The sequence below is a fragment of the Dysgonomonas sp. 521 genome (assembly GCF_010501055.1).
Taxonomy (GTDB): Bacteria; Bacteroidota; Bacteroidia; order Bacteroidales; family Dysgonomonadaceae; genus Dysgonomonas.
Genome location: NZ_QVMO01000138.1, coordinates 1 through 6652, shown reverse-complemented (window position 1 = coordinate 6652; position 6652 = coordinate 1). Strand labels below are relative to the sequence as shown.

Below are 6652 nucleotides of genomic sequence, written 5' to 3'. Positions count from 1 at the left end.
ACAGGCAAACAAAAGCGCAAATAGAGAGAAAAATACACTAAAGACTACTCGTTTTCAAATTATATGCGACCTAAATTCAATCAAATCCATGAACCAAGCAAAATGGGCAGCGTAAAAAAGAAAGAAGATAAATCCCACAAAAAGAAAGAGGATGCGTCAATTTCTTAGTTTTGACACACCCTCCTTCTATCTTAATTTTCAGGCAGGTTTACCTAATACTCACTTTCAAGCATCCTGCCTTACAATATCGAACATTACATCCCGATTTGAGTTCTTACATATTCATTGGCATCATCCTCTGTCAGGAAATACAGCAGTCCTTTAAACTCAAAGGGGAACTTGTTGGAAGGGATCTGAAAGCGCCTCTTCTCACACTTCAAAGAAAAATCTTCATAATTAGTAGCTATAAAATTCACTACTTCATCCGGTACGATTTTAAACGCTCTGATCGACAACTTTCTGGGATCGACTCTATATAAAACATCCCCTACTCTTAAAACATTCTTGATCTTCATAGCAACATACACTTAAAAGATGAAACATGGGAACGGGTGTTCTTTATAATGCTTAAAGTTAATACTTTGTTCGCTAAAATTCCCCTTCAAAACATTAAAAAACGTTGAAAATGAGTAAACGCACAGAACATATGTAAATATTTTTATAATAATTATTAAAACAATACATTCTTATCCTTCTACATAGAGGAATTATCCGGAATAACAGCTAATTTGGTGACAAATTTCCACAACTGCACACTTTTGTTTTACTTGTGCATAATGTGAGATTTTTTACATTTTTAATTTCGCTGTCTTATATTTTAATAGTACCTTTGCGGCGAACTAAATAATAACTTTTTATTCAAATAAAACATGGATATTTCGCACATTGAACATTTAGGTATTGCTGTGAAAAGCATTGAGGAACAGCTTCCTTACTACGAAGGTGTTTTGGGATTAAAATGCTACAGCATAGAAGTTGTTGAAGACCAAAAAGTGAAAACAGCTTTCTTCAAAGTAGGTCAGACTAAAATCGAACTACTTGAGCCAACAAGTCCTGACAGCACAATTGCTAAGTTTATTGAAAAAAGAGGAGAAGGAATCCACCACATCGCATGGTGTGTCGAAGACGGTGTTGCAAATGCACTGGCCGAAGTAGAAGCAAAAGGAGTACAGCTTATCGATAAGGCGCCACGCCGCGGAGCAGAAGGTCTTGACATCGCGTTCCTTCATCCAAAATCAACAGGAAGCGTTCTTACCGAATTATGTGAAACTCCAAAAAAATAAAATAGAAAGTGGCTTTACGCATCAACAGGAATGCAGTAAAGTCATTTTTGCGTTATCCGAAAATTTAATTAGAATCTAAAATAATAAAACATGGGCCAACTTGAAAAAGTAAAAGAGCTTATAGAACTTCGTGCAAAAGCTCGTCTTGGAGGTGGAGAGAAGAGAATTGATGCTCAACATGCAAAAGGCAAATATACTGCACGCGAACGTATAGCTATCCTGCTTGATGAAGGTAGCTTTGAAGAATTTGACATGTTTGTAGAGCACCGTAGTACAAACTTCGGTATGGACAAACAAAAATTCCTCGGTGATGGAGTTGTTACAGGTTGCGGAACTATCGACGGACGTCTGGTTTACATCTTCGCGCAAGACTTTACTGTTATCGGCGGATCATTATCCGAAACTATGGCATTAAAGATATGCAAAGTAATGGATATGGCGATGAAAGTAGGCGCTCCGGTAATCGGTATCAACGACTCGGGTGGCGCACGTATACAGGAAGGCGTAAACGCGCTTGCCGGTTATTCTGAAATCTTCCAACGCAACATCCTGGCTTCGGGTGTAATACCTCAGATATCCGGTATCTTCGGGCCTTGCGCCGGTGGTGCTGTATATTCTCCTGCACTTACCGACTTTATCCTGATGACAGAAGGCACATCTTATATGTTCCTTACAGGCCCTAAAGTGGTAAAAACAGTAACAGGTGAGGATGTAACCCAGGAAGAACTTGGAGGTGCAAGTGTGCATACTACAAAATCGGGAGTTGCTCATTTCGCTGTGCCTAACGAAGATGAAGGTCTTGCCCTGATCCGTCACTTATACAGCTTCCTTCCACAGAACAATATGGAAGAGGCTCCACGCAAAGAATGTACAGACCCAGTTGCCAGAATGGAAGACTCATTGAATGAGATTATCCCTGACAATCCGAATAAGCCATACGATATGTTTGAGGTAATCGGTGCAGTTGTAGATAATGGCGAATTCCTTGAAGTACATGGCAACTATGCTAAAAATATAATTATCGGTTTTGCCCGTATGAACGGACAATCTGTTGGTGTTGTGGCTAACCAGCCTAAATACCTTGCCGGAGTATTAGATATCAATGCTTCCCGCAAAGCTGCACGTTTCGTACGCTTCTGCGACGCATTCAACATCCCGTTGGTAACACTGGTTGACGTTCCGGGATTCCTTCCGGGAACAGGACAGGAGTATGGCGGCGTTATCACACACGGCGCAAAACTTCTTTATGCTTACGGAGAAGCGACTGTACCTAAGGTAACTGTTACTTTGCGTAAATCTTATGGTGGTTCACATATCGTGATGAGCTGTAAGCAACTTCGCGGAGACATCAACTACGCATGGCCTACTGCCGAAATAGCAGTAATGGGTGCTGATGGCGCTGCCGAAGTTCTTTACGCGAAAGATATCAAAGAAGCCGAAAACCCTGCTGAAGCTCTTGCCGCTAAGAAAGAAGAATACAACAAACTATTCTGCAACCCTTTCAATGCTGCACGCTATGGATATATTGATGATGTTATCGAACCGCGCAACACACGTTTCCGTGTAATCCGCGCTTTGGAGCAACTGAGAACGAAAAAGCAAGTTAATCCGGCCAAGAAGCACGATAACCTGCCATTATAATCCCTCTAAAACTAAAGAATATGAGTGATAATAATATACCTAAAGAAGTATTAGCAGTCATTGCAATGGCTATATATGATGTGCAACACCAGCATGACGTAGAAAGCAATGTGTTGACTATTAAACATGTGTCTAAAGATTATTTACCTTGGGCCGACAAAGCAAGTGCTATGCTTCAAATGCCAGTAAGAAAATAAAATTTGAATAACTATCATGAAACAATTCATATATAGAATCAACGGCCAAGAATATATTGTTGCCGTAAATAAAATGGATAACGAGCTTGCTGAAGTAGCGGTAAACGGAACTAATTACAAAGTAGAGTTGGTAAACAACGAGGAAGAAGTTACTCTGGTTGCCCGTCCGGCTACAAAAGCTCCGGCAGCTACTGCCGCGGCGCCTAAGGCTGCTGCTCCGGCTCCTACCAAACCGGCAGGTGGCGGCGCAGGAGTTGTAAAATCCCCGCTTCCGGGCATCATCATCGATGTTGTGGTAAATGAGGGTGATGAGGTTAAGAAAGGACAGACCGTAGTAATGCTCGAAGCCATGAAGATGGAAAATGCAATACAGGCAACACAGGACGGTAAAGTTACCGGAATTCATGTTGCTAAGGGAGACTCTGTATTAGAGGGAGTTGCGCTGGTTACAATCGGATAAGATTAACTTTTCATAAAAAAACGCTGCATAAATTGATTTTTTATGCAGCGTTTTTGTTTTTACTGCGTCTACTACATATCAGATAAAAAATTATAATGCCCAAAAGCATTAACAAAGCTGTAGTAACAAAAATCAAGATAATAATAAGTTACAGCAAACTACAAAACTACGTCGGTGATAAGAAGGCTATATGAAGGATTCTCCTTGTATAGCTTTCTTTCTTATATCTCTCTAAACCTGAGCAGTAAGCTATTTACAACCACACCGGCAGAACTTAAGGCGATTACCACACCTGCCATTACAGGATTAAGCAATACACCATAAGCAGGATACAACGCTCCGGCCGCCACAGGTATACCTATTACATTGAATATAAAAGCCCAGAACAGATTCTGCCTTATCGTCTTATTTGTCAGTTTAGACAAATCGATGGTCTTACACAGCAAGTTCAAGTCTGAGGACGCTATAGTTACCTGAGCCACTTCCATAGCGATGTCACTCCCCTGCCCCATAGCTATACTTACATCCGCCATAGCCAACGCCCCGCAGTCATTGATACCGTCTCCGGTCATAGCTACAACCTCTCCGCTATCTTTCAGTTCACTCACAAAGGAAGCTTTAGCCGCCGGCAACGCTCCCGCATTGACATGATCGACAGGGATGCCTACCTGCCTGGCAGTAAGGTCTCCCGAACGTTTGCTGTCTCCTGTGAGCATATACAGGCTCATTCCGGAACCTTTCATCCGGGCGATGGCCTCTATCGATGTAGGCTTTACCTTGTCCGCTATTGAGATTATAGCCAGCAATGATGATTGGCTGACAAAAAGGACAACAGTATTGCCATTACCGGTCTCATTGTGTATCCAGTCCGATTCTTCTTCTGTGAAGGCAACGTTCTGTTCTTCCAGCAGCTTCATTGTGCCTACGTAGTAATTAGCTGAATCGGTCTCGCCTACCAGCCCCCTTCCTGAAAGGGAAGACACTTTCATCTCCGGCTTTATCCTGTAATCATCATTCAGATATACTTTTACCGCCTGAGACAAAGGATGCTCCGAATAAGATTCGATTCCGTACAGAATCCCTTTCAGTTCAGGTGTAGGGTGTGCGATCCACTTTATACGGACAACACGGGATACACCTTCTGTAATCGTTCCTGTCTTGTCCAAGACAACCGCAGTCAGCTTATCAGCGTTCTCCAACGCCTCCGACCCTTTTATCAGTATTCCATGCGCCGCGCCCCTGTCTATACCCGCCATTATAGCGGTAGGCGCAGCCAGCCCCAATGCACAGGGGCAAGCCATGATCAGCACCATGATTGACGAAAGAAGCCCTTGCATAAAGCCGTCTTCGGCAGATAACCAAAACCACATCAGAAACGTAAATATCGCAACAAAACCAATGACCACTATAAAGATACGGGAAACCTTATCCGCCATCTTTTGCACCGTCCGTTTACCGCGTTCAGCATCCTGAATCATCCCTACCACATTCCCTAGCAAGGTATTCTTCCCCGTTGCAGACACTATGTAATAAAAGGTATTCGCCTCATTTACTGTCCCGGCATAAACCTTCTTCCCTTCACCTTTTTCTACAGGCAGGGGCTCGCCGCTTATCATACTTTCATTGATAAAGCTGGAGCCTCTTACTATTTTCCCGTCAGCGGGAATACGTTCCCCCGGCTTCACCATAACCTCATCGCCCACCTCTATCTGCCTTACGGGAATAACTACAGCCTGCCCCGACCTGACTACGGTAACTACCTGCGGTTGCAGGCCTATCAGCTTCTGAATGGCGATGGCCGTATTACTTTTAGCTCTTTCTTCTAAATATCTCCCCAATAAGACAAAGGCAACCACAATAGCCGATACACCAAAATATACATGTGGCTGCATCCCCCTGTCAGTCCAGAACGAAGGCAATAAAGTATTGAATATACTGACCATATACGCAGTACCCGTACTCAGTGCTACCAGTGTATCCGCATTTGCCGAAAACCGCAAAGCATGCTTCCATGCTACAATAAAAAACTGCCTGCCGAAAAAAAGTACCACAGGCGTAGCCAATGCCCACATATAATAGTTAGCATAAGGTATAGCCCTGAAAAATAATGCTATAACAATAAGGGGTACACAAAAAATCAGGGACAGGATACAATCCCTTCTCAACACGCCTAAATAATTTTCCCGGCTACCTAAAGTATCACGGCTATTTTTTATCTCCATTAATATCTGTTTTAGTGAATACAAACTTCATATACTACTCGGAAAGTAACAAATACCAATTCTCTGACCTCAACACCTACCTCACATATTGCGCTAACAACTAACAATATAACGATTTATACTACAATAAAAAAGTGACAAAAGTGACAGTTTCTAACTTCTTTCTTTGTGTTACCTTTTCTATTACTATCGCCACTATATATTTATAGTTGTATAATAAGATAATTTTAAAATCATAAAGTAACTGAAAAACTGTTTAGTACATGACAAAAAAATATCCGATATGGAAAACATTGATAATTAACAAATTGTCCGAAAGGCAAAATATATGCTGTCCTGTCTTTCAGACAGTAGTTTCTAAGCATTGCAATTTCCGCAGGCCGATACCCCAATGTCTTCAAACTAAGGCTGAAAGCCTTTATTATTTCAGCCCAATGGCAAGCGAAGCGTCGCCTTGGGTAAAGAGCATCTAACAGAAACTGCGCGCTGAAAGCGCAGGTTAAACTTAAAGAACAAGACCAAATCATTGACCTGCGCTTTCAGCGCGCACGCTCTGTATCTGGATATTCTGCCCCAAGGCGTTGCCTTGGGCTGAAATAAGACGGGCTTTCAGCCCTGATCTTTGGTTTCATAATCCTTAAGTTGATGACACTGGACTGATAACCTTCGGTTATGAATTGAATTGAAAATCAGCGGAGCTAAAATCGGCGGAGCCAAAAATACGGTAAAAAGAGTATAAAAAATTGCTAAGAACGTAAGCCTTCGGTCTGCCTCATCTTTTACAAGATTTATATAGTTTTTACCTTTACGGAGAGATTTAACGATAAATTAAGGAGCCATCAGTTTATG

6 protein-coding genes are annotated in these 6652 nt (G+C 42.0%); 4 read left to right on the top strand and 2 right to left on the bottom strand.

Going from position 1 to position 6652, the window contains the following annotated elements; genetic code table 11:
• Window positions 1-254 precede the first annotated feature (254 nt).
• On the bottom strand, window positions 255-515 hold the full coding sequence (locus tag D0T84_RS20815) for a hypothetical protein (protein ID WP_163309806.1): 261 nt from the start codon (window positions 513-515) through the stop codon (window positions 255-257).
• Window positions 516-869: 354 nt separating this feature from the next.
• Between D0T84_RS20815 and mce the strand changes: the two genes are divergently transcribed.
• The 4 genes from mce (at window position 870) to D0T84_RS20800 (ending at window position 3581) form a co-directional block, all read left to right on the top strand.
• Complete coding sequence (gene mce, locus D0T84_RS20810; RefSeq protein ID WP_163309804.1) at window positions 870-1283, top strand: methylmalonyl-CoA epimerase; 414 nt, start codon at window positions 870-872, stop codon at window positions 1281-1283.
• A gap of 90 nt (window positions 1284-1373) precedes the next feature.
• Window positions 1374-2924 (top strand): acyl-CoA carboxylase subunit beta, encoded by a 1551-nt coding sequence (locus tag D0T84_RS20805; RefSeq protein ID WP_163309802.1) that lies wholly within the window; start codon window positions 1374-1376, stop codon window positions 2922-2924.
• Window positions 2925-2944: 20 nt separating this feature from the next.
• Window positions 2945-3121 carry a hypothetical protein gene (locus D0T84_RS22485; RefSeq protein WP_185155781.1) on the top strand — a complete coding sequence of 59 codons (177 nt, stop codon included), beginning with the start codon at window positions 2945-2947 and terminating at the stop codon, window positions 3119-3121.
• A gap of 16 nt (window positions 3122-3137) precedes the next feature.
• A complete protein-coding gene (locus tag D0T84_RS20800) occupies window positions 3138-3581 on the top strand; it encodes a biotin/lipoyl-containing protein (protein WP_163309800.1) in 444 nt (147 codons plus the stop codon).
• A 221-nt stretch (window positions 3582-3802) separates the two neighbouring features.
• On the opposite strand, the gene D0T84_RS20795 is transcribed toward D0T84_RS20800, so the two are convergent.
• Window positions 3803-5803, bottom strand: a complete 2001-nt coding sequence (locus tag D0T84_RS20795) for a copper-translocating P-type ATPase (RefSeq protein WP_163309798.1) — start codon at window positions 5801-5803, stop codon at window positions 3803-3805.
• Between the last annotated feature and the right edge of the window lie 849 nt (window positions 5804-6652).

What these genes read in the sequence shown, in the direction of transcription:
- D0T84_RS20805 (WP_163309802.1), top strand. Translation starts at nt 1,374, where the DNA reads ATGGGCCAACTTGAAAAAGTAAAAGAGCTTATAGAACTTCGTGCAAAA.
- D0T84_RS20800 (WP_163309800.1), top strand. Translation starts at nt 3,138, where the DNA reads ATGAAACAATTCATATATAGAATCAACGGCCAAGAATATATTGTTGCC.
- D0T84_RS22485 (WP_185155781.1), top strand. Translation starts at nt 2,945, where the DNA reads ATGAGTGATAATAATATACCTAAAGAAGTATTAGCAGTCATTGCAATG.
- D0T84_RS20795 (WP_163309798.1), bottom strand. Translation starts at nt 5,803, where the DNA reads ATGGAGATAAAAAATAGCCGTGATACTTTAGGTAGCCGGGAAAATTAT.
- mce (WP_163309804.1), top strand. Translation starts at nt 870, where the DNA reads ATGGATATTTCGCACATTGAACATTTAGGTATTGCTGTGAAAAGCATT.
- D0T84_RS20815 (WP_163309806.1), bottom strand. Translation starts at nt 515, where the DNA reads ATGAAGATCAAGAATGTTTTAAGAGTAGGGGATGTTTTATATAGAGTC.